Source organism: Lederbergia graminis (assembly GCF_042655485.1).
Lineage (GTDB): Bacteria > Bacillota > Bacilli > Bacillales > Bacillaceae_C > Lederbergia > Lederbergia graminis.
Genome location: NZ_JBHSMC010000029.1, coordinates 58469 through 80596, shown reverse-complemented (window position 1 = coordinate 80596; position 22128 = coordinate 58469). Strand labels below are relative to the sequence as shown.

At 35.4% G+C, this 22128-nt stretch carries 21 protein-coding genes; 18 read left to right on the top strand and 3 right to left on the bottom strand.

Annotation, left to right across the window (positions count from 1 at the left end; all coding sequences use genetic code 11):
* The first annotated feature begins 476 nt into the window (after nucleotides 1–476).
* The 16 genes from ACFPM4_RS18440 to mtnN all read left to right on the top strand — a co-directional run bounded on the left by ACFPM4_RS18440 (nucleotide 477) and on the right by mtnN (nucleotide 16169).
* Nucleotides 477–1148, top strand: coding sequence for a tetratricopeptide repeat protein (locus ACFPM4_RS18440; protein ID WP_382355048.1), 672 nt, complete (start codon nucleotides 477–479; stop codon nucleotides 1146–1148).
* A 24-nt stretch (nucleotides 1149–1172) separates the two neighbouring features.
* A complete protein-coding gene (gene recD2, locus ACFPM4_RS18435) occupies nucleotides 1173–3560 on the top strand; it encodes an SF1B family DNA helicase RecD2 (protein ID WP_382355045.1) in 2388 nt (795 codons plus the stop codon).
* A gap of 34 nt (nucleotides 3561–3594) precedes the next feature.
* Nucleotides 3595–4110 (top strand): PRC-barrel domain-containing protein, encoded by a 516-nt coding sequence (locus ACFPM4_RS18430; RefSeq protein WP_144921416.1) that lies wholly within the window; start codon nucleotides 3595–3597, stop codon nucleotides 4108–4110.
* Nucleotides 4085–4273 (top strand): hypothetical protein, encoded by a 189-nt coding sequence (locus tag ACFPM4_RS18425; RefSeq protein ID WP_144921418.1) that lies wholly within the window; start codon nucleotides 4085–4087, stop codon nucleotides 4271–4273. Before ACFPM4_RS18430 ends, ACFPM4_RS18425 begins: the two co-directional genes overlap by 26 nt.
* Before the next feature lie 89 nt (nucleotides 4274–4362).
* Nucleotides 4363–5436 (top strand): AI-2E family transporter, encoded by a 1074-nt coding sequence (locus ACFPM4_RS18420; RefSeq protein ID WP_382355041.1) that lies wholly within the window; start codon nucleotides 4363–4365, stop codon nucleotides 5434–5436.
* Between the two features lie 313 nt (nucleotides 5437–5749).
* Nucleotides 5750–8383 (top strand): alanine--tRNA ligase, encoded by a 2634-nt coding sequence (gene alaS, locus ACFPM4_RS18415; protein ID WP_144920321.1) that lies wholly within the window; start codon nucleotides 5750–5752, stop codon nucleotides 8381–8383.
* An 85-nt stretch (nucleotides 8384–8468) separates the two neighbouring features.
* Nucleotides 8469–8735: an IreB family regulatory phosphoprotein gene (locus ACFPM4_RS18410; RefSeq protein ID WP_144920323.1), complete on the top strand. Its 267-nt coding sequence runs from the start codon at nucleotides 8469–8471 to the stop codon at nucleotides 8733–8735.
* Nucleotides 8736–8737: 2 nt separating this feature from the next.
* Nucleotides 8738–9157 carry a Holliday junction resolvase RuvX gene (gene ruvX, locus ACFPM4_RS18405; protein ID WP_144920326.1) on the top strand — a complete coding sequence of 140 codons (420 nt, stop codon included), beginning with the start codon at nucleotides 8738–8740 and terminating at the stop codon, nucleotides 9155–9157.
* 10 nt (nucleotides 9158–9167) lie between these two features.
* The gene (locus ACFPM4_RS18400; protein ID WP_144920328.1) at nucleotides 9168–9452 is read left to right on the top strand and encodes a DUF1292 domain-containing protein; all 285 of its coding nucleotides are present in this window, start codon (nucleotides 9168–9170) and stop codon (nucleotides 9450–9452) included.
* A gap of 245 nt (nucleotides 9453–9697) precedes the next feature.
* Nucleotides 9698–10861 carry an endolytic transglycosylase MltG gene (gene mltG, locus ACFPM4_RS18395; RefSeq protein WP_144920330.1) on the top strand — a complete coding sequence of 388 codons (1164 nt, stop codon included), beginning with the start codon at nucleotides 9698–9700 and terminating at the stop codon, nucleotides 10859–10861.
* 13 nt (nucleotides 10862–10874) lie between these two features.
* Nucleotides 10875–11516: an O-methyltransferase gene (locus ACFPM4_RS18390; protein WP_382355034.1), complete on the top strand. Its 642-nt coding sequence runs from the start codon at nucleotides 10875–10877 to the stop codon at nucleotides 11514–11516.
* A gap of 18 nt (nucleotides 11517–11534) precedes the next feature.
* Entirely contained in the window at nucleotides 11535–12170 is a 636-nt protein-coding gene (udk, locus tag ACFPM4_RS18385; protein WP_382355031.1) for a uridine kinase, read from the top strand.
* 142 nt (nucleotides 12171–12312) lie between these two features.
* Nucleotides 12313–12789, top strand: a complete 477-nt coding sequence (greA, locus tag ACFPM4_RS18380) for a transcription elongation factor GreA (RefSeq protein WP_382355028.1) — start codon at nucleotides 12313–12315, stop codon at nucleotides 12787–12789.
* A 103-nt stretch (nucleotides 12790–12892) separates the two neighbouring features.
* On the top strand, nucleotides 12893–14653 hold the full coding sequence (locus tag ACFPM4_RS18375) for a peptidoglycan D,D-transpeptidase FtsI family protein (protein ID WP_382355025.1): 1761 nt from the start codon (nucleotides 12893–12895) through the stop codon (nucleotides 14651–14653).
* 102 nt (nucleotides 14654–14755) lie between these two features.
* Nucleotides 14756–15460 carry a YrrS family protein gene (locus ACFPM4_RS18370; RefSeq protein WP_144920340.1) on the top strand — a complete coding sequence of 235 codons (705 nt, stop codon included), beginning with the start codon at nucleotides 14756–14758 and terminating at the stop codon, nucleotides 15458–15460.
* Nucleotides 15461–15476: 16 nt separating this feature from the next.
* Nucleotides 15477–16169 carry a 5'-methylthioadenosine/S-adenosylhomocysteine nucleosidase gene (mtnN, locus tag ACFPM4_RS18365; RefSeq protein ID WP_382355022.1) on the top strand — a complete coding sequence of 231 codons (693 nt, stop codon included), beginning with the start codon at nucleotides 15477–15479 and terminating at the stop codon, nucleotides 16167–16169.
* Nucleotides 16170–16934: 765 nt separating this feature from the next.
* Here the strand turns inward: mtnN and ACFPM4_RS18360 are convergent.
* Together ACFPM4_RS18360 and ACFPM4_RS18355 are read right to left on the bottom strand one after the other, a co-directional pair.
* Nucleotides 16935–17687 carry a YwaF family protein gene (locus tag ACFPM4_RS18360; protein WP_382355019.1) on the bottom strand — a complete coding sequence of 251 codons (753 nt, stop codon included), beginning with the start codon at nucleotides 17685–17687 and terminating at the stop codon, nucleotides 16935–16937.
* A gap of 163 nt (nucleotides 17688–17850) precedes the next feature.
* Nucleotides 17851–19647, bottom strand: a complete 1797-nt coding sequence (locus ACFPM4_RS18355; RefSeq protein WP_144920346.1) for a M3 family oligoendopeptidase — start codon at nucleotides 19645–19647, stop codon at nucleotides 17851–17853.
* Nucleotides 19648–19810: 163 nt separating this feature from the next.
* On the opposite strand from ACFPM4_RS18355, the gene sigK reads away from it, so the two are divergent.
* A complete protein-coding gene (sigK, locus tag ACFPM4_RS18350) occupies nucleotides 19811–20536 on the top strand; it encodes an RNA polymerase sporulation sigma factor SigK (protein WP_144920348.1) in 726 nt (241 codons plus the stop codon).
* Between the two features lie 161 nt (nucleotides 20537–20697).
* Here the strand turns inward: sigK and pssA are convergent, their stop codons facing one another.
* Nucleotides 20698–21237, bottom strand: coding sequence for a CDP-diacylglycerol--serine O-phosphatidyltransferase (pssA, locus tag ACFPM4_RS18345; protein WP_382355014.1), 540 nt, complete (start codon nucleotides 21235–21237; stop codon nucleotides 20698–20700).
* Nucleotides 21238–21334: 97 nt separating this feature from the next.
* Here pssA and ACFPM4_RS18340 point away from each other — a divergent pair, with 97 nt between their 5' ends.
* Complete coding sequence (locus ACFPM4_RS18340) at nucleotides 21335–22126, top strand: phosphatidylserine decarboxylase (protein WP_382355011.1); 792 nt, start codon at nucleotides 21335–21337, stop codon at nucleotides 22124–22126.
* Nucleotides 22127–22128: the final 2 nt, after the last annotated feature.

Below are 22128 nucleotides of genomic sequence, written 5' to 3'. Positions count from 1 at the left end.
CTCCACTTGTTTTTTATTTTTTCTTCCTAAAAGTAGATAGCGACTACTTCTCACTATTATCATGCTTTTTATTACCCGCGGAAAGCGTAGTGTAATTCCGGAGCGGAATAGTTTTACTTCCATTGTTCGGATTTACCACTAGTTCATACCGTTTTGTCCCAACCTCAAGTTCAGGAAATAATGCAGTAATAGTCCCTATTCCAGCTGAATAAAGCCCAAATAAATAGGGAAATCAAAATTAGGTATCTATTCAGCAAGATAGATACCATGAATAAGGGAATTATTAATGACAGTCGCTATTCAGGTAAAGAGAGGATATATGTATGTTCTATAAAGGAAATCAACTATATGAATTGATCATTTATTATCGGATAGCAAATAATTTTAAATTATTTTAACTGATTCATGTTCCCTTTCTAAATAGCAAAGAATGTATGCTATAATTCTATATTAATTACTACATCGGAGTGTGACTAATGGATAAAAATGTACAAGGTATTGAATATATGAAAGCTGGTAATTACGAAAAGGCAATCCAAATGTTTACAGAAGCAATTGAGGATGATCCTAAAGACGCAGTAGGTTATGTAAACTTTGCTAATGTACTGATCTCAGTCGGCGAGCCACAAAGAGCTGAACAATTTCTTAATAGAGCAATTGAAATTGATGAAAATGCCTCAGCAGCCTATTATAGCTACGGAAATTTACACTTCAATCAAGAAAGATACGAACTAGCAGTGAAGCAATATGAAAAAGCATTAGCAATTGGACCAGAATCTAATGACCTTCATTACATGCTTGGTATGTGCTTTGTAAACCTGGGTAAAAACGAACTTTCTCTTCCTTACTTACAAAGAAGTGTTGAACTTGCTGAGTCTGATAATGAAGCTAGATTCCAATATGGACTTGCATTGGCTCGTTGTGGAGTATACGAAGATTGCATTTCCCAATTACAAAAAGTGGTGGAAGTGGATCCTGAACACGCCGATGCCTTTTATAACCTTGGAGTTGCATATGCTGCACATGAAAATAATGCAGAAAAAGCCTTAGAGAATTTTGAGAAGGCACTTTCCCTTCAACCTTATCATGCATTAGCTGGAAATGGCCAAAAAGTAATGAAACAATATCTAGAAGAACTCGAAAAATAAGATGAATGTAAGGGGGGAAGAGAGATGGATGTTCAGGATTCAATGGAGTTATTTTCTGATCAGGAGAAATATGTAAAGGGGCGCCATCTCGTCACCATCTTTCATAATGAACAAAACTTATATTCAGTTATTCGCATACGTGTCGATGAAACAAATGATGAGAATAAAGATAAGGAAGCAGTTATTACAGGATATTTTCCTAAGCTTCATGAACAAGAAACGTACATATTTTACGGTGAATATAAGGAACATCCCCGCTTTGGATTACAATTTAATGCCAAACACTTTAAGAAAGAGATGCCACAAACGAAACAAGGCGTGATAACGTATTTATCCAGTGACCTTTTTAAAGGTATCGGTACAAAAACAGCAGAAAGAATCGTGGAGACTTTAGGTGAAAATGCCATTAGCAATATACTTGCTCAACCTTCTATCCTTGATACTATCCCTAAACTTGGAGCAGAAACAGCAAAACAATTATACGAAACCTTATTAGAACATCAAGGCTTAGAAAATGTAATGATTGCGTTAAGTGAGTATGGATTTGGACCGCAAATCTCCATGAAAATTTATCAAGTATATAAAGAGGATACATTAAACATCATTGAAAAAAATCCCTATAAATTAATTGAAGATGTGGAAGGGATTGGTTTTGGAAGAGCAGATGAACTTGGTTCACATCTTGGGATTACAGGGAATCATCCAGACCGAATAAAAGCGGGTTGTATTTACATATTAGAACAAGAGTGTATTCGTAATGGACATGTGTACTTAGACTTAGCTGAATTATTAGATCAAGTAAAAACTTTATTAGAAGAGCGTCAAGCAGTCGAAATTCCATTTCAGGATATTGCTAATGAAGTGGTGAAACTGGAGGAAGAAAGCAAAATAATTGTAGAAGACAAAAGAGTCTATATGCCATCCTTATATTTTTCAGAGAAGGGGATAGTTTCTAATATAAAAAGAATAATGGAGCAGAAGGAATACGAAGATCAGTTCCCTGAATCTGAATTTTTACTTGCATTAGGTGAATTAGAAGAGCGTTTAGGAGTGGAGTATGCAGGTTCGCAACGAGAGGCAATTAAAACAGCTCTTACAAATCCAATGATGATTTTAACAGGTGGTCCAGGTACAGGTAAAACTACCGTTATAAAAGGGATTGTGGAATTGTATGCAGAACTACATGGCTGTTCGTTAGACCCAACCACTTATAAGAAAGAAGAACCTTTTCCAATTTTATTAGCTGCTCCTACAGGGAGAGCGGCGAAAAGAATGGCAGAATCCACTGAACTTCCGGCAATGACGATTCATCGTCTGTTAGGGATGACAGGACAAGAGCAACTAGATAGCGATGACGAACGCCAAATAGAAGGTAAGTTGATAATTGTTGATGAAATGTCTATGGTCGATACATGGTTGGCACATCAATTGTTAAAAGCATTACCCGATGAAATCCAAGTGATTTTTGTTGGTGATGAAGACCAACTTCCCTCTGTCGGACCTGGCCAGGTGTTAAAGGATATTCTTCGTTCACAAGTAATTCCTACTGTGCAATTGACTGATATTTATCGACAAAAAGAAGGTTCGTCTATTATTGATCTCGCACATGAGATAAAGAAAGGAATTATTCCTGATAATTTACTTCAGCCGCAGAAGGATAGAACCTTTATTCGTTGTCAGTCAAGTCAGATTGCTGAAGTCGTGGAAAAAGTTGTTGTAAATGCAAAGAAAAAAGGCTATTCAGCCAAAGATGTGCAAGTATTGGCACCTATGTATCGAGGTCCTGCTGGGATCGATAACTTAAATGTTATTCTTCAAGAAATTTTTAATCCGAATTCAGACGGTAAACGAAAAGAGATACAGTTTGGGGATGTCAAATTTCGGATTGGTGATAAGGTTCTCCAACTCGTAAACCAACCTGAACAAAATGTCTTCAATGGAGATATGGGTGAAATAATCTCGATCTTATATGCAAAAGAGAATACTGAAAAACAGGACATGATAATCGTATCATTTGAAGGTACAGAGGTTACGTATACAAGAGCAGATTTGAATCAAATAACTCATGCATTTTGTTGTTCCATCCATAAATCACAAGGGAGTGAGTTCCCAATTGTGATTCTACCAGTTATTAGAAGTTATTATAGGATGTTACGAAGAAATTTATTATATACGGCAATAACTAGAAGTAAGCAATCACTTATATTATGTGGAGAAGAAAGTGCTTTTAAAATTGGAATTGAGCGGAAAGATGATTTACAAAGAAAAACGACTTTATATGAGAAATTAACAGATAATCAGCAGGTTGAAAAAACAGGCGAATCAACCATTTTGAGTGAAGAAACATTTCTGTTAATCGATCCAATGATTGGGATGGAAAATGTTTCGCCTTATGATTTTATGGATAAGTGAAAAGATAAGGATGTTCGGAAAGGCGGGTGTTTCTTTGCGGACATTTTCACTTTTGAAAGGTATGCCAGTTTATAACTATCAAAGGGATTTGCTAGGAGAAATTTGTGATATTTGTATCACAGATGATGGACGAGTTTCTGATATTCTTCTTCATAAAAAAGGGTTATTCGGAAAAAAATTTCGAATACCGATAGAATATGTTCATTCTTTTGGAGAGCAGGAAGTGGTGATTGCGGATGAGCAACATATCACTAAATGGTATGAACGCGAAGGGATGTACACCATGCATCATTGTAATCCAATCTCAAAAAAGAGTACCAGTTCTCAGTCGGGAGAACATCTTGGATTATTAGATGATGTATATTTTTTAGAAGAAGTGGGCACCATCGTAGGGTATGAACTGACAGATGGTTTCTTTTCTGACATCAAAAAGGGAAAACGAGTAATTCGGACTCCTCATCCACCAAAGATTGGAAAAGATTCCATGATTGTGTCAGTGACTAAGCTGCGAGGTGGCGAAGCCCATGATGAAATGTCCGAATTGCCATAGCAAGGACCTAGGTAAAATTGGCGTAAATCAATATTATTGTTGGAATTGTTTTATCGAGCTTTCTATTGGCGGTAAAATGATTCATACCCATCAAGTCGAAGAAGATGGGTCATTAAGTTCATTAGATGATTTATTTGATGAACAGGAGCGGAAGCTAAGTTAAGGAGTTGTCCATATTGGGCAACTCTCTTTTTTTGTTTTTTTGATTAAAAACATTAACTTTCGGCAATATATAAGCAAGGAGGGGAAAGTTTGAAGCAGAAGCATTTAGCCATTATTTATCGATTAATCATCACATTGTTAGTATTAATTATCCTATATTGTCTTTTATTATTGAAACCAATTTGGAAGCCTGTTGTCACTACTGCTTTTATTGGAGTTCTTCCATTTATCATTAGTGGTTTCATCGCCTTCTTATTACATCCATTAGTGGATAAATTAGAAAAAGCGCTTGGTATGAAGCGATCATATGCAATCTTACTGATTTATTTTCTTTTTTTTGGTGGAATCGGATTTGGATTATATTTAGGGATACCATTAATGATAAAACAAATGAGAGAATTTACGGAACAATTTCCAATATTGTTAAGTCAGTACCGCGATTGGATTAATGATATACAAGTCTCTACTTCACGTTTTCCTGATGGGATAAAAGTTCAAATCAATGAAAGGATTAATGATTTTGAACAATGGGGAAACGAAATATTAGCGAAAACAACGAATGTATTAGTCAAACTAGTGGATTTTATTATCGTAGTTGCTGTGATCCCATTTATCTCTTTTTATTTGCTTAAGGACATTGAAAAAATTAAAAAAGCTGTATGGTATATAACACCAAAATCATGGAGGAAAGATGGAATTAATTTTATCGAAGCGGTTCATGAGTCATTGGGTGGATATTTACGAGGTTATTTATTAGTTTGTGGAATTGTAGGTGTCACATCGGCGACAGCTTTTAGCTTATTAGGAATTAAGTATCCCATTTTATTAGGAATTATCATTGCTGCAACTAATATTATCCCTTATTTCGGCCCTTTTATTGGAGCTATTCCAGTAGCTGCTATTGCTTTAATGGGATCTGTCAAATTAGCAATTATTGCAGTTGTGATTGTGTTTGTCTTACAATTTATTGAAGGTAATATTTTATCTCCATACATCGTCGGTAAATCAATTGAAATCCATCCGTTATTTATTATTGCTGCATTAATCATTGGAGGAGAAGCTTTTGGGATCATCGGAATGATTGTTGCGGTTCCATTATTAGCTATTCTGAAAATCGCAATTATCCATTCGCGTGATTATCTAATAAGAAAGAGGCAAGCATAATATTGACAAATGATAACAAACTTCTCTATAATCACCATATACAAGTAAATTAGTTAAATTGAAGAAGGATCTAAATGTTATTACTAGTCTTACGCATGAATATGCTTTAGAGAGGAATTCCTAGGCTGAAAGAATTCTAGACATAGCATAACATATTGCCAATCCTGAGAGCAGCTAATCACTGCCGTCAGCCGCGTTAAGGTACTGAGAGAAAAGTATGTTTTTTTACTTTTAAATCAGGGTGGTACCGTGAATTCAAGCTTCGCCCCTGTCTAGGGGAGGAGCTTTTTTATATTTTTAGGAGGTATTTAGTGTGAAAAAGTTAACAGGTTCAGAAATTAGACAAATGTATCTAGATTTTTTTAAAGAGAAAGGACATAGTGTGGAGCCTAGTGCATCACTAGTGCCACATGATGATCCCACTTTATTATGGATTAATAGTGGTGTGGCAACATTAAAGAAATATTTCGATGGGAGAATTATCCCCGAAAATCCACGTATTGTAAATGCGCAGAAATCAATAAGAACGAACGATATCGAAAATGTTGGTTATACAGCAAGACATCATACATTTTTCGAGATGCTCGGTAACTTTTCTATTGGGGATTATTTTAAGGAAGAAGCAATTGAATGGGCATGGGAATTCTTAACAAGTCCAAAATGGATAGGCTTTGACCCAGAAAAATTATCGGTAACTATCCATCCTGAAGATGATGAAGCATTCAACCTATGGCATGAAAAAATTGGTATCCCAAAAGAACGAATTATTAGACTAGAAGAGAATTTCTGGGATATAGGTGAAGGCCCAAGTGGTCCAAATACAGAAATTTTTTATGATCGAGGACCAGAATTTGGAGATGACCCAAATGATCCTGAATTATATCCTGGAGGAGAAAACGAACGCTATTTAGAAATATGGAACTTAGTATTCTCACAATTTAACCATAATCCAGATGGTACTTATACTCCATTACCAAAGAAAAATATAGATACGGGTATGGGATTAGAAAGAATGGCATCTGTTATTCAAAATGTGCCAACAAACTTTGATACGGATTTATTCATGCCGATTATTAAAGAAACAGAAAAAATTGCAGGTGTATCATACCGCACAAATGATGAATTAGATACATCATTTAAAGTAATTGCTGACCATATCCGGACTGTTTCTTTTGCAATAGCAGATGGGGCGCTTCCTTCTAATGAGGGTCGTGGGTACGTATTACGTCGATTACTTCGAAGAGCAGTGCGTTTTGCGAAAAAAATTAATATTAATAAACCATTTATGTATCAATTAGTACCAGTTGTTGGTGACGTAATGAAAGATTTCTATCCGAATGTCATAGAGAAAACAGACTTCATCCAACGAGTAATTAAAAATGAGGAAGAAAGATTCCATGAAACTCTGCATGATGGCTTAGAAATTTTATCAACTGTAATAAAACAAGCTAAAGCTGAAGGGAAAAACGAGATCCCAGGTTCTGAAGTGTTTAAACTGTATGATACGTATGGATTCCCTGTTGAATTGACGGAAGAGTATGCAGAAGATGAAGGGATGAAGGTGGATCATCCAGGATTTGAACTAGCAATGGAGCAGCAAAGAGAACGCGCAAGGTCTGCTCGTCAAGATACAGAATCTATGCATATTCAAGGTGGGATTTTAGGTGACTTACAGATACCAAGTGAATTTGTAGGGTATGACCAACTGCAAGTAAGCACAACAGTAACAGCAATCATTAAAGATGGAGAACTAGTGGAACAAGCAGTTGCAGGTGATAAAATCGAGTTCTTATTAGCAGAAACACCTTTCTATGCGGAAAGTGGTGGACAAATTGCAGACAAAGGACATATAAGTGCTGCAGGTGTTTCCGTACATGTTACCGAAGTACAAAAAGCACCAAATGGTCAAAACCTTCATACAGCAGTAATTCAAGAAGGAACATTAGAAAACGGAGTTCAGGTTCTTGCCCAAGTGGATGAAATGAATCGTAAAAAGATAGAGAAAAACCATACTGCAACACATCTACTACATCAAGCATTGAAAGATGTTCTTGGTACACATGTAAATCAAGCTGGTTCATATGTAGGTCCAGATCGTCTTCGTTTTGATTTCTCTCATTTTGGTCAAGTTAAGCAGGAAGAACTGGAAGCAATCGAGAAGATAGTAAACGAAAAGATTTGGGCTAACCTTCCTGTTACGATTGCTAATAAGAATATTGATGAAGCAAAAGCAATGGGAGCAATGGCTCTTTTCGGTGAAAAATATGGAGAAGTTGTACGTGTAGTTTCTATTGGAGATTATAGTTTAGAACTTTGTGGTGGTTGTCATGTTCCAAACAGTGCGACAATTGGCTTATGCAAAATAGTTTCTGAGAGCGGTATTGGTGCTGGTACACGAAGAATTGAAGCTGTAACGAGTGAAGGTGCATTTGAGTTAATGAATAATGAAATTATGCAATTTTACAAAGTTGCAGAACTTCTCAAGGCAAAACCAAAGGATACCGTTCATAGAACCGAAGTTGTGTTACAGGAACTTAAAGAATTACAACGTGAAAATGAATCCCTTGCTGCAAAGTTAGCAAATATTGAAGCAGGAAGTATATTAGACCGTGTGATTGAAGTAGATGGTGTAAAATTGTTATCACAAAAAGTGCAAGTTCAGGACATGAATACTTTGAGGAACATGGCAGATGACTTAAAGAAAAAAATCGGTTCCGGAATCATCGTATTAGGTGCTGTTCAAGGAGAAAAAGTAAGTATTATTTCAACAATAACAGAGGACTTAATCAAAAAAGGATATCATGCAGGGAAATTGGTGAAAGAAGTAGCTACTCGTTGTGGTGGTGGAGGCGGAGGGCGCCCAGATATGGCCCAAGCTGGAGGAAAAAATCCACAACAATTAGATGCTGCTTTAGACTTTGTACAAGAATGGATAAAATCCGTTTGATTCCATTGTAAAATCATGTACAATATAGGTAATGTTTAACAATTAGGCCTATCTGTTATGGTAGTTCTTAAGAGAGGTGTTGTAAATGAGCTCTTTTGATAAAACGATGCGTTTTAATTTTCAAGAAGATCCAATGGAGCAAGATGTAAAAGATGTAATGCTCCACGTATATGGAGCGCTTCAAGAAAAAGGGTATCACCCTATTAATCAAATTGTTGGTTATTTATTATCAGGTGACCCAGCATATATTCCAAGACATCAAGACGCGCGTAATATCATCAGAAAATTAGAGCGGGATGAAATCATCGAAGAACTAGTAAAATCATATTTAAAGCAACATCGAGAGGTATAACGATGAGAATTATGGGCCTAGATGTTGGATCGAAAACGGTTGGAGTTGCAATTAGTGATGAAATGGGTTGGACAGCCCAAGGTATAGAAACAATTGCAATTGATGAAAATAGAAATAGATTTGGTTTCGACCGTCTTAGAGAAATTATTGAAGAGTATAATGTGAGTGAAATTATTGTTGGTCTCCCAAAAAACATGAACAATACGATTGGACCACGTGGTGAAGCTTCACAAATGTTTGCCGAAAATTTACAGTCAACGTTTCAGATTCCAGTAAAAATGTGGGACGAGCGCCTAAGTACAATGGCTGCGGAACGTGTATTATTAGAAGCAGATGTAAGTAGAAAAAAACGCAAAAAAGTAATTGATAAAATGGCTGCTGTTATGATACTACAAGGGTATCTTGATAGTCGACAAATATGAGGTGAAGAAAATGGAAAATGGCGAAAAGCATATTACGGTTGTTGATGAAAACGGAAATGAAGAGCTATATGAGATATTGTTTACATTTGATTCAGAGGAATTTAATAAATCATACGTCTTATACTACCCGGTAGGGGCGGACGAAGATGAAAACGAAGAGATAGAAATCCACGCATCTGCTTATGTACAAAATGAAGATGGTGCAGAAGGAAATCTTCAACCAATTGAAACTGATGAAGAATGGGATATGATTGAAGAAATGTTAAATACCTTCCTTGATGAGGAAGAAGAGTAATTATTAAATTGGGATGTTATGAAACCTTAAATTAAACAAGTGGAGGAAAACGATTCGTTTTTCTTCACTTGTTTTTTATTTTGGGATGGAATTAGCTAGTTTCCTTTTAGTGATGTTATCTTACCTTGCTTATCAAAAAGCACAGTAATTAATTAAGGGATGAAATTGGAGAATTATGTAGTATAATGTACAAAGTAAATATCCTATTAAATAATTGTGTATAGAGCCAGAAGGGAGATGACTTCGTGGAGGATAATAATAAGCGTCAAACAAATAAACCAAATCGTAAAGCGATAATACAAGAAAACTTAACGGAACGTGGCCATGAAGCACGAACAATAAGGAGAATTGTAGCAGTAATAGCCATTATATTAATTTTAGTATTTGGAGGAACTGCTCTAGGAGGATATTTATACATTTCTTCCGCATTAAAACCGTTAGACCCTGAGAATACAAAATCAACAGATGTAGAGATTCCAATCGGTTCTTCTTCAACCTCAATAGGGGAAATTTTAGAGGAAAAAGGAATAATTAAAGATTCTACTGTTTTTAAATACTATGTTAAATTTAATAATATTTCTGGTTTCCAAGCAGGGAATTATCAATTTTCACCTTCTATGACACTGAAAGAAATTACTGCAACATTACAAACAGGAAAACTTGTTAGAGAAGCAGTTTTTAAAATGACAATTCCTGAAGGGCTGCAAATTAAGGAAATTGCAAAAATTATGGCAAAACATATTGATATGTCGGAAGAAGACATAGTAGAAAAATTAAATGATTCTAAAACAATAGAGAAGTACATGAAATTATATCCGGAACTATTAAAGGAAGATATTTTAGACGAAGAAATCATGAATCCTTTAGAAGGGTATTTATTTCCTGCAACATATTCTTTTTATGAAAAGAATCCATCATTTGACACAGTAATTAGTGTAATGTTAGAACAAACCATGAAGGTTGTTACGCCGTATGTAAATATATTAGAAGAAAAAGGCATGACTATCCATGAGTTATTAACGATGGCATCTTTGATAGAAGAAGAAGCAACGGAACAAGCAGATCGGAAAAATATCTCAAGTGTTTTTTATAATCGGATAGCAGATGGTATGATATTACAAACGGATCCAACTGTAGCTTATGCATTAGGTGAACATCTAGAACAAACACTATATGAACATCTAGACGTAGATTCACCATACAACACATATAAATACCCAGGTTTACCCCCAGGACCAATTGCTAATTCTGGAACCTCATCTATTGAGGCGGCTCTATACCCGGCAGATACGGATTATAAATACTTCTTAGCGGAATATGGCACTGGAAAAGTTCACTATGCGAAGACATTAGAAGAACACAATGCATTAAAAGATAAATATATTACACAAAAACGAAATAACCAGTAGGTGAAGCTTAAAAATGAAAGATGCCATTGATCAATATTTAGAAGGCTTACTTCCGGAACGAAGTGAATTATTTCAGCAATTAGAACAATTTGCAAAAGAGAATAAGATACCTATTATGGAACCTATGGGTATAGAAACATTACTACAATTGCTCCGAATACAAGGGCCAAAACGAATATTAGAAATAGGGACAGCAATAGGCTATTCAGCGCTTCGAATGGTGGATGCAATTGATGATGTTCATGTTGTAACATTAGAAATGGATGAAACACGCGCTAAGCAAGCAGAGGACAATATTGTACAGGCTGGAATGGCTAATAGAATTACGATTATTAAAGGAAATGCACTAGAGCTCTTTGGTGAAGTGAAAGATTTAGGACCGTTTGATGCAATTTTTATTGATGCTGCAAAAGGGCAATATACGAGATTTTTTGAAATATACGAGCCTCTCTTAACCAATAACGGTTGTATATATAGTGACAATGTGTTATTCAAGGGACTTGTTGCATTAGAACCTACGGGTGAAAATAAACGATTAGAAAACATAGCAAAAAAAATACGAGGGTATAATCAATGGCTTATGAATAATCAAAGTTATAGAACTGTTATTATTCCAACTGGTGATGGCTTAGCCATTAGCCGGAAAATTAAGTAACATACTGTGGAGGTCATCATGTATCAAAAGCCAGTCATAATAGGAGTTGCGGGTGGATCAGGTTCCGGAAAGACGAGTGTAACGAAAACAATAAATAATACATTTAAACATCATTCAATCGTTGTGATTGAACAAGATTATTATTATAAGGATCAATCTGATCTTCCTTTTGAAGAAAGGTTAGAAACAAACTATGATCATCCATTAGCGTTTGATAATGATCTCCTTATATCTCATATTGAAAAATTGTTAAATTACGAAGCAATTGAAAAACCAGTATATGACTATGCAAATCATACTCGATCGACTAAAACAATTCATGTAGAGCCGAAAGATGTTATAATTATTGAGGGAATTTTAGTATTAGAAGATGAAAGATTGCGCAACTTAATGGATATTAAGTTATTTGTAGATACCGATGCGGATATCCGAATCATTAGACGCATGCAAAGAGATATAAAAGATAGGGGCAGGTCAATGGAATCGGTAATCTCACAATACATGAACGTAGTTAGGCCAATGCATAATCAATTTATTGAACCGACAAAAAGATATGCGGATGTTATCATCCCAGAAGGTGGCCAAAATCATGTTGCAATCGACTTGGTTGCAACGAAAATAAAAACAATTCTTGAACAAAAGTCATTTTTGTAATACGATAGCATAGAACTTAATATATGTATAAGCATGAAAATGTAGCGCGCCTATTGAAGGCGCGTTATCATGTATTACATAAAAAAATATATAAATATCTCATTTCATAAATTGAGGTTGTAATTAATAAGGAGTGAAGGGTTTGGCAAAAGAAAAAGTTTTTCCAATGACAGAAGCTGGAAAAGAAAAATTAGAACAAGAACTAGAATTCTTAAAAACAGTTAGAAGAAAAGAAGTAGTAGAGAGGATAAAAATTGCAAGAAGCTTTGGAGACCTCTCAGAGAACTCTGAATATGATTCCGCGAAAGAAGAGCAAGCATTTGTGGAAGGTCGTATTACTACACTTGAAAATATGATCCGTAATGCTAAAATCATCAAAGATGATGACCTAAATACAGATGTTATTACATTAGGGAAAACGGTTACATTTATAGAGCTTCCTGATGGCGAAGAAGAAACATATACGATTGTGGGAAGTGCAGAAGCAGATCCATTTGAAGGTAAGATTTCTAATGATTCCCCAATCGCTAAAAGTTTGATTGGACATAAAGTTGGAGAAGAAGTTGTTGTACAAACTCCTGGTGGCGAAATGAATGTTAAAGTAATTTCCATCAGTTAAAAGAATGTATAAAGAAGCATGACACAATGGTGTCGTGCTTTTTTATATCCCTCGTGTTATCACTTTTAGAGAAAAAGGCAACAATGGATATAGAGGTGGTAATATGAGGAAGAGGAGAATTGTTTTTTTAGCTCTGGCAATTTTATTTATGTTGTTCGTAATTATGGGGAGATTAATGCAACTACAACTATTCGCAACAGAGCATTTTTCAAGTAGAAATATCAATTTAATATATGAAAGTGTCAAACAACGTTCGCATGAAATACTTATTAATGATGGACGTGGTGATTTTCTAGATGCGAGTGGACAGCCTTTATCATATGAAGAGAAAACAGTATTAGTATTATTTCCTTTTCTAAAAAATATTGACTGGGATAAAGCTAGCCTTGCTGAAATAATGCGAATATCTGAAAGTGAGATAAGTTCATTAATTGAAGAAGCGGATAAACCTTTTATATATGGACAATTAACAAGTTATGAAGCAGAACAAGTGAGAGCGTTAAATATTCCGGGAGTAATAGCAATTTCAAAAGAGTTTCCCTCAACTAACAATTCTGCTGCACAGTTACTTGGATTAACAGGCGAAAATAAGGATGAGTTTGAAAAAAGATATCCAGATAAAAAAGGAAATACTTCTATGAAGATAGGAATAACTGGTTTACAGGAGAGCTTTGACCCGTTCCTAATACCAGAGAATCCTTCCAAACTAATATTTCATGTCGATGGGAAAGGTGCACCTTTATTTGGAATTGATGTAAAACTAACTGGAGAAAATAATCCATTTTATCCGTTACGAGTAAAAACAACAATTGAGAGAAATATTCAAGACCGTTTAGAACAGTTAATTGACGACCATAACATCGTTAATGGAGGTGCACTGTTATTAAACATTGAGACAAATAGTATTATTGCATCCGCTTCACGTCCAACCATTAATGAATCTGCCCCATTTTCTGATGATGGTACAAAAAATAAAATGTTTGAACAGCACATACCTGGTTCAGTCTTTAAAACCGTAGTAGCAGCTGGAGCAATAGAAGAGGAACTAATAAAAGATGATGAAGTGTTTAATTGTAGTTTAGACATACGGGGTGAACAAGCAGAAAGAGATTTAGGGGAGCTCAAGTTAGATGAAAGCTTTTCACGAAGTTGTAACCTCACCTTTGCAGAACTAGCTAAAAGGTTGCAAAAAGAAGATCCTAATATGTTAGAAAAGTATGCATCTGAATTAGGTTTAATTGGTAATATAAGTTGGAAAAAAGATCTCTTTCATTTTGAAAATTTTAAACAGTTCTCTCATCATCAAGGTAGGATTTTTACGGAAGAATCAAGTAGGAAGGATCTAAATTATGTTGGACAAACTGGAATTGGACAACATGAGGTAAGAGTATCACCACTTCATGTTGCAAATATGTTAGCTACAATTGCCCGAGGTGGAGAAATGAATGCAATAAAAGTAGCTAGTGAGATTCAATATGGTGATGGATCTATCATGTATAAGTTTCCGGATATAAAGGTAAAAGATTCGAAAATATCTCCGTCCACTTTCATGCAGCTGCAATCTTTACTTAGGCACGTTGTATCTGATAATGAAGGAACTGGACGCTACTTTCAAGATTTACCATTTGAGATTGCTGGTAAAAGTGGAACAGGTGAAACTGGTATTTTCAAAGATGAAGAACAATTGCATAATAAGTGGTTTGCAGGTTATTTTCCATTTAAGTCCCCGAAATATGCACTTGTTGTAGTAAATTTAGGTGTACCTATTAACGAAGGAGGAGTAAATCTGCTTTTTGCTGATATTGTTAATATGATTTATGAAGAAAGCCATGATGCTGTTGAAGCTTCCAAACCAATTCAGTAACAATATTATATTTTTATTACAAAACGAAATGAGCATAATGGATTGCTTCACGGATATCCCTAACCATGATATGATTATTTCATTGGAAAGGGAGGAAATCATATGCCAATGAATTACCATGATTCTCGGTCTAGATCCGCACAGCGTGCTAAGCGGAGAAGAACCAATATTATTTTAAATACATTAATAGCAATTGTGATTGCTCTTATCCTAATAGTAGGTAGTTCGATTTTTTTGGGTGAAACAAAAACGGAGAAAGAGCAGGCAAATGCAGAACAATCAAATCAAGATAGATTAAATGATGACAAACAGAATAACGAGCCGGTTAGTGGCAATAAGGATGACTCAGATAAAGCTGATGAATCAGATCAACAAGACGACTCAGACCAGAGTGATGAACTAGATGAAAATAACGATGATGATAATGTGGACGAAAATAGTGATTCGGGCACAAGTGAAATAATCGAAAAAGAAACCACGGAAAAGAATGTTGAAAAGATAATTATCAATCCTGCTTGGGAACCAGTAGGTACAGAACAGGTAAATGGTCATCAGCCCTCATCTGAGATGGGAAGTATAGATTGGAATGAAAAGTTAAAGGCCGGTGCATATGCAATAGGAACTACTGTTGATAATATGACAGCATGGTGGGTTGGCCGCGGTGAAAACCCTGAAACCCAGTCAGTTTTAACCGTACAAGCAAAAGACAGTGATGATATCTATCGTGTCTATATTGAATGGGTTGATGGAAAAGGGTGGAAACCAACGAAGATGAAAAAATTATATGAAAATGATATAGAGTATTAGGAATGAGGTATTATTGATGAAGATAGCTATTATCGGTGCAATGGATGAAGAAATAGAATTACTACGTGAACAAATCGCTGACAAGAATGAGGAAATAGTTGCTGGTTCTGTGTTTATTACAGGTACCTTACATGGTAAAGATGTTGTGTTACTAAGATCAGGTATAGGTAAAGTAAATGCTGCGATGTCTACTACAATATTAATGGAAAGATATCAGCCGGATTATATCATTAATACCGGTTCAGCAGGTGGCTATAATCCAAGTTTGAAAATTGGAAATTTAGTCATTTCTAATGAAGTTCGTCATCATGATGTAGATGTGACAGCTTTTGGCTATGAGTATGGTCAAGTTCCGCAACTTCCAGCTGCATTTAAAGCGAATGAAGCATTACTACGTACAGCCATAGAAGGTGCTAAAAAACTTCCAAGCATTCATGCTGTTACCGGATTAATAGCTACAGGAGATACCTTTATGAGTGATCCTGAGAGAGTTGAATTTGTTCGTAAAACATTTAAAGACTTACAAGCAGTAGAGATGGAAGGGGCAGCCATTGCTCAAGTAGCACATCAATATGGTATACCGTTTGTCGTTATTAGAGCTTTATCAGATATCGCTGGTCAGGAATCTGATATATCGTTTGATCAGTTTTTGGAAACAGCTGCTGTCAATTCTGCAAACTTAGTAATGGAAATTGTAAAACTTATGTAGGGGATTGGACAAAACATTGAACTTGGATATAATTCCGAACAATGTTTGTTCTAACTATACCGCTACGGAAATACACTTCGCTGATAAATCAAGTGCGAACAGCACATCGAAGACAAATATCAAACATAGGTTGGGACATAACCATTTGACTTGAATGTAAATCCGAACAATGTAAGTGTAGCTATAACGCTTCGGAAATACACTTCGCTTTCCGCGGGCTTAGAAAAGTGAAAGGCGCTTGCTTATCGGCGACAAGCAAATGTTCTGAGACAAAGAAAGGCGTACTTTGCCTTTCATGTCTCAGGTTATTTGACCTCGAGCCGATAGCGCCTACAACTAGACAAGGCTAATGAGCCTCCTCGGCGCTAAACGCCTGTCTAGCTTAGGCTCCTAGCGGCTGGCGAACGAGACATTCCTTCCCCTACGATAAGTCAACATCGGCAAGAGGAACGTCGACTAAAAGCGGCACGTCCTGTGCCAACGTCGACGTGACCCACATCCTGTGGGCCCTCGCCGTGTTTCCTTTATCTCAGTACAGGATTGGCTCCCGTTCGTACGCCGCTAAACAGTCGCCTTCGCTTTTCTTTCTGCGGGGTCTCATCGAGGCCTTTATTCCCGCAGGAGTCTTCGTGTATTTCCTCCGATGGTAACCATAAAATTTTCGTAATTGAAAAGGTGACCGAACTATCTTGTTTTAAAATCAAGTTATAGTTCGGTTTTTATTTGCATCGATATTCCTCTGTCCCAGCCTCGTTTTTTTTTATTTCATCTGTATTCTTTTGTCCAATCCTCTTCTTTATGTTGTTTTTTTCGCAAAAGCCCTTTCAAGCGAAATGGTAAAAGTATAATTATAAATAGTAAAAGGGCTGCTGCTTCTAGGGATAAAATATAATATGGATATGGACCAAAATAATCTAATAATGATCCATTTGTCGGTTTATAGGCAAGAAACATATAATTTCCTTCCGTTAGTTTGTTGACAAAGAAAGCTATCGTCGCACTTATATTTAAAAATAAAAATGACCAACACAAACCTTTAACTGTCGGACGATATTGGTGTGAAAATACAAAATAAAGACAAGTCCATATAATAAGCATATGCGTTATGAAAAATTGAAAATAGCGAAAATGAGGGAATCCAAGAAACAATTCAGGTGTAATAATGGCCATAAATGCACCTGTAATTCCAATGAAAAATACAATCTGAAAAATCACGTTAGATTTTGTGCTCAATAAAATTAAACAAAGGATTAAACTTATGGAACATAATTGAAGTGGTAATGTAAATGAAATATCCCAATAACCATCTTTATAAAGCCAAATATGGTATAGAGCTTCTAGTATAAACAATCCTAAAAACATACCAAGTCTTATCGACTTATCAAACATAGCCAATTTTTTTCTACTTATATACAGGAAACATGTAACTAAAAGAAAGACAATAATCATTGTGATATGGTCTATGGAAAACATGATAAATGGATAAGATTCATATGGATGGCCGAAAAAGGTTTCCAATAGTAATACCTCCTCTCTTCAAAAATGCCCAGAATTATCTATGTACATAGTAATCCTGGGCTTATTTTTATTGTGAACTTCTATCATTCTGCATTCTAGTTGTTTCAATTGATATGTTTAATGAATTCTCCACTAAGGGAACAACTACTTATCAAATTACTTACTATTTATTTTTAGTCATTTCCATAAATTCTTCCACATCTTTGATGCATAATTTGACGCCTTCTTCCCAGAAGTCACGTTTTGTTAAATCTACACCAAGGTGTTTTTCTGCTAGCTCTTCAACAGTCATAGAACCAGTATCTTCGAGCATTGCCATATATTTCTTCTCATATCCTTTTCCTTCTTTAACGGCTTGAGCGTATATTCCTAGAGAGAATAAGTAACCAAAGGTGTATGGGAAATTGTAAAAAGGAACACCTGTAATAAAGAAATGTAGTTTTGATCCCCAGAATGTTGGGTGGTATTTATCTAGTGAATCTAAATATGCTTCTTTTTGAGCTTGTTCCATTAATTCATTAAGTCTTGCTTTACTTACCATTCCTTTTTTGCGTTCCTCATAGAAACGTGTTTCGAACAAATAACGTGCATGTATATTCATTAGTAAAGCTACGGAACGTTGAATTTTGTCTTCCAATAATGCGAGTTTTTCATCCTCATCTTTCGCATTTTGAACAGCAGCGTCAGATACGATCATTTCTGCGAATGTCGATGCAGTCTCTGCTACATTCATTGCATAGCCTCTATTTAACGGATGTGTATCTTTTAAGGCATATGAGTGAAAGGCATGCCCTAACTCGTGAGCAAGTGTTGAAACATTTGAAGGTGTCCCAGAATATGTCATGAAAATTCTTGATTGATTACTCTTTGGGAATGAAGTACAAAAACCACCAGGTCTCTTACCTGGGCGATCCTCTGCTTCAATCCAACTATCTTCAAAAGCTTTCTTTGTAAAAGCAGTTAATTCATCTCCAAAAGCAGCAAAGTGATGTAAGATAAACTCTGCTCCTTCTTGGTAGTTATATACCGTGTTTGCTTCACCAACCGGTGCATCTAAGTCTGCCCAACTTAATTTTTCTACGCCTAACAGCTCTGCTTTTCGTTGTAGAAAGTCTGCAAATGGTTGCTTATTATCGGTAATAACCTCCCACATTACATCTAATGTTTCTTGTTTCATGCGATTATACGTAAGTGCCTCTTTTAATATATGCTCCCAGCCTCTTTGCTTATACACAGACAATCTAAAACCAGAAAGGTGGTTTAAAGTTCCCGCTAATAAATCAGCTTGTTTATCCCAGGCTTTTTCCCATTCCTCAAATATTTGTTTACGAACATTTGCGTCTGAACTTGAAAACTTATTAGCAGCCTGGCCAACTGAAAGTTCTTTCTTCTCACCATTTTCTATGAAAGGTATTTTAATCTGACTCACAATGGTATCGTACATTTCGCCCCAACCGTGATAGCCATCAATACTAAGTGCGTTAATTAATGCTTCTTGTTCTTTCGGTAATTTTTCAGCTGCATTTGTTCGTCTTTCATTTAGAACAAAATGTATTTCTTGTAGTTCAGCTTGTTCTATAAGGGCATTCCATACTTCTTTGTCGATTTTTGCCAATTTTTCGTCAAAGTTAGTTAGGATTGTACTAAATCGCGAACTTAAAGTAGTAACCATTCCTCGTAATTCATTTGCTCGACTATCCAACGTGTTTTGTGCTTGTAGACAACTTACGAATGCACCAGCTTGACGTATATTTTCAGATATTTGTTGAAGCTCACTCAATAGTGCAGATAAAGAAGAATCGTCTTTCTGATTAGGAACTTTCCACTCATCTACAGATGTATCAAATTCATCCAATTGTATCTTAATTTTATCTAGATGCTCAATAAATTGTGGGGAATGACTTCCTCCTTCAAAAAAAACATCTAAATCCCAAATTAATGAATATGTACTTGAAACCAAAAAATCTCCTCCTTTAGAAGTTTATAGAAATAATTATAAGTTACTTATAAGTAATTAGCTATAAAAGTTATATGTGAACCTTATTTTATATAGACAAGCAAGTACAACTACTGATAATCATATACATTAATGCATGGCAAAAATCGACTTTGGAGGTGAGGAGTTGTCCGGTATCCTAACTGCAATTGGCTATTTGTTCAAAGAATTAGTATTCCTTGTCTCATATGTAAAGAACAATGCTTTTCCTCAACCGTTATCTCCTGAGGAAGAAAAAAAGTACTTAAAAGAAATGGCTGAAGGGGACGAACATGCTCGTAATCTCCTAATCGAGCATAACTTGAGGCTAGTTGCTCACATTGTGAAGAAATTTGAGAATACAGGAGAAGATTCAGAAGATCTGATTTCTATTGGAACAATAGGATTAATTAAAGCAATTGAAAGTTACTCATTTGGTAAAGGAACGAAACTTGCAACATATGCTGCCAGATGTATTGAAAATGAAATATTAATGCATTTACGTGCCTTAAAAAAAACAAAAAAAGATGTCTCTTTACATGATCCAATTGGTCATGATAAGGAAGGAAACGAAATATCTTTAATTGATGTATTGAAATCAGAAGCGGAAGATGTATTTGATACTATTCAATTAAACATGGAGTTAGAAAGAGTAAAAGAATATATTGATGTATTAGATGAGCGAGAAAAGGAGGTAATTGTTGGTCGCTTTGGCTTAAATCTGGAAAAAGAACGTACTCAGCGTGAGATTGCTAAAGAGCTAGGAATATCAAGAAGTTATGTTTCACGAATAGAAAAGCGTGCTTTAATGAAGATGTTTCATGAATTTTATCGAGCAGAGAAAGAAAAGTTAAAAAGAAAGAATGAGGATTAGAAAAGTTTGTGTAGTCAAAATGACTCTGACATGTTATAGTGTAGTAGCGATGAGCTGATTTGCATAAGTCGCATAGCAAGCTTACAGCACACATGATGTGAACATGTGGTTATGCGCCGCAAATGCAAGACGCCTGGATATGCAGGCGTCTTTTTATATTCCTATACTTTTTTAAGAGTGAAAGTACTAATCATTAATATAGATAGTATTAAATTAATAAATAGAAATGAATACGGTGTGAAATAAGGGATTGCGAGATAACTAAGTGTCAATAAGCATCCAGCTGCAGTAATTGGAAGTCCAGTGAAGTAACCATTATTCTCAGAAATATTGAATCTTGCTAGACGGAAGGCGCCACACCCGATATAAAAAATTGTGAAAAATGCTCCTGGAAAACCAAAATTATGAAGAATTCCTTGGTATAATAGCATTGCAGGAGCTACTCCGAACGAAATAATATCACTCATAGAGTCCAATTGCTTCCCTAATGAGGATTCGATTTGGAGTTTTCGCGCTACCATGCCATCGAAACGATCTGTAAACGCAGCGATAAAAATAAGTAAAAGTGCTAAATCTAATTCGTTATTCATAACAGAAATAATTGCGAATCCACCAAGCGATAGGTTAACAAGCGTTAATACATTTGCCGTTTGTGCCTTTAGCTTTTTAAGCGTTTGATCTATGACATTAGTTAGAAACAAATAATCTCCTCCCTCTTTATTAAAATAGTTACTTAAAGAAATTATATGCCCTTTTTAGAAAAAAGTTAAGAAGAATATTGATAAGGGGAATAATAAATTGAGAAAAAAGATTTATCAGTCTTTAATTGAATTAACAAATGGTCCTTTCACTTCAAACATGATCCGAAAATTCGCATTATCTAAATGGAGCAAATTTGTCATTAAGCCGTATTCCAAATTTTATGCTGTTAATTTAGATGAATTGAAGGATGATATCAATCAATTTAAGAACTTACATTCCTTCTTTACACGAAAGCTAAAAGAAGGGGCAAGACAGATTGATAACAGAGAAGGAGTAATAGTTTCACCAGTTGATGGCGTTCTATCCGATACTGGCAAAATCGAAAAAAACAAGACTATTATCGTAAAAAATAAAGAATATTCTATATTAGAAATGCTCGGAAGCGAAGAACTAACAAATAGATTTATTGATGGAACATATATCATTCTCTACTTAAGTCCAGCACACTATCATCGAATACACAGTCCGATATCAGGGAAAATAATATCATCATATTCTCTTGGTTCAACATCCTATCCAGTAAATAAGATTGGATTGAAATATGGAGACTTTGTATTATCTAAAAATTATCGTAGGATATCATACATTAGTCATGACAATACTTCTATAGCAGTTATTAAGGTAGGTGCTATGTTTATTAATTCCGTAGTGATGTTAAATGATAAGGAAATGTGGACGAAAGGAGAAGAAGTAGCATACTTTTCTTTTGGATCGACAGTAATTTTGTTATTTGAGAGGGATAGTTTTGAAGTAAGTCCGCGAATAAAAGCTCCCATGAATATAAAAATGGGAGAGGAAATAGGGAAAATAAGAAAAGCGCCGTATTAGGC